The organism is Priestia sp. KCTC 13724 (assembly GCF_056820425.1).
On record NZ_JBXDLD010000048.1, the window covers coordinates 1 to 1,867 of the forward strand.

General features: G+C 35.7%; 3 protein-coding genes. All 3 read left to right on the plus strand.

Annotated elements, in window-relative coordinates:
• Positions 1 to 286 precede the first annotated feature (286 nt).
• Entirely contained in the window at positions 287 to 721 is a 435-nt protein-coding gene (gene fosB, locus AC1UFB_RS07260; protein WP_062686909.1) for a metallothiol transferase FosB, read from the plus strand.
• A complete protein-coding gene (locus AC1UFB_RS07265; RefSeq protein ID WP_100347101.1) occupies positions 718 to 1,146 on the plus strand; it encodes a hypothetical protein in 429 nt (142 codons plus the stop codon). The genes fosB and AC1UFB_RS07265 overlap by 4 nt, the downstream gene beginning before the upstream one ends.
• Positions 1,147 to 1,164: 18 nt before the next feature.
• Positions 1,165 to 1,867, plus strand: a 703-nt coding sequence (locus tag AC1UFB_RS07270; protein ID WP_482588885.1) for an enolase C-terminal domain-like protein, incomplete at its 3' end; no start/stop codon positions are given.

Below are 1,867 nucleotides of genomic sequence, written 5' to 3' on the forward strand. Positions count from 1 at the left end.
GTTCAAATGATGTTTTTCGTGTAAACTTATCCATGTTTATTGTCCTTTATTTTGGATTTGGATGGTTTATTACCGCCCAACCATTATAAAGGCTTTTTTATGCAAAGATAAAATTGCTGAAAATTTAGATTTTTATAAAGCGTTGAATTATTTTAATGCGACACTAGTGATTTAGTATACAAAAATAGGAAGAAAATTTAAAATAATAAGATAAAAATGAAAATGATATGGTAGTATATGTATATAGTTAGTGGTTCTACTATCTAGACAAAAGGTGGAGGACAACATGATTCAAGGAATAAATCACTGCTGCTTTTCAGTATCTAATTTAGCTCAGTCAATCGGTTTTTATAAGCAGGTTCTAGGTGCTAATCTTCTTGTTACTGGCACAGCCACAGCTTATTTGGATTTAAATGGTTTATGGATAGCGTTAAATGAAGAGAAACATATTCAAAGAAATGAAATTCACGATTCCTATACCCATTTTGCGTTTTCAATTAAAGCTGGAGATTTAAAATGTTTTGAGGCAAAACTAGCGGCTTATCATGTACCAATTTTAAAAGGAAGAACAAGGGATGAGCGTGATAGAGAGTCAATTTATTTCACGGACCCAGACGGGCATAAGTTTGAAGTACGTACGGGCACGTTAGAAGACAGACTTCGCTATTATAAAGAAACAGAACCTCATATGGTATTCGTTGAAGAAGGGAAAGGGAAATGAAAAAGTGGCTTATGTTGAGCGGAATCTTTTTTCTAATGGTAGGAGTTGTTATAGGGTTCATATATATAAGAAAGGGTGAATCTCTTCAAATAGGAACCATTACAACTTTTCCTCACAATAAAAAAACAGTGGCAATCGAGTTAGATAATGAAAGCTCTATTAGCTCAGTTTATCTCATAGCTATACAAGTAAATAATCAAGCACATCCAAGTGGGCTAGAACTTGAGCAAATAAAAGCGAACGAAGTGATCAACTTATCAGATCAGATTGATCAACAGCTAACGCTACAAGAGGTGCATAAGAAGATAGAGCCTTCCAGTAAAAGATATATGTTAAAAATTACTTATAGCAAACCAATTGAACGAGTAGCTCTTACCTATAAGTATGTGGGAAAAACGCAAACACAAGTAATAATTTTGGATTAAAAAGTGGGAGTGTGCCAAATGATTATTAAAAACCTTGAAGTAAAGCATGAAACTATTCCGTTAAAAGTACCATTTAAAACAGCGCTCCGAACAGCCACAGAAATTGAAAGCGTTGAAGTGATTATTACGTTAGAAAATGGAATAACGGGTAGAGGAGCGGCTGCCCCAACGTATGTGATTACAGGTGATTCGTTAGAGAGCATTTTAGCAGCTCTTAAAGGGCCTATTAAAGCTGCGATAATTGGAAGAGATGTTAAAGAATTTCAACTGTTACTTCAAAGCGTACAGTCTTGCTGTGTAGGAAATACTAGTGCTAAAGCTGCTGCTGATATTGCTCTTCATGACGCATATAGTAGATTAATAGAAGTTCCGCTTCATACTTACTTAGGGGGTAAAAAAACACTTTCCACCTGTATGACCATTGGTGTAGACACTCCAGAGAAGATGACGAAAGCTGCTAAATCAGCTGTAGCTGACGGCTTTCAAGTACTTAAAATAAAGGTTGGGGCGAATCCAGAGTTAGATATTGAACGCATACAGAAAATTCACGAAGCTATTCCTTCATACATAAAGCTTCGTTTAGATGCAAATCAAGGTTGGCGTGCGAAACAAGCAGTGCAGATTATTCATGAGATGGAAAGTAGAAACTTTAACCTGAATTATTCATACCCAAATACAAAATCCCACAGGAAAGGCGATTTATCGGCTTTCCTGTGGGATT

Excerpts from the sequence above, each read along its gene's own strand:
- fosB (WP_062686909.1), top strand. The coding sequence starts at position 287 with ATGATTCAAGGAATAAATCACTGCTGCTTTTCAGTATCTAATTTAGCT.
- AC1UFB_RS07265 (WP_100347101.1), top strand. The coding sequence starts at position 718 with ATGAAAAAGTGGCTTATGTTGAGCGGAATCTTTTTTCTAATGGTAGGA.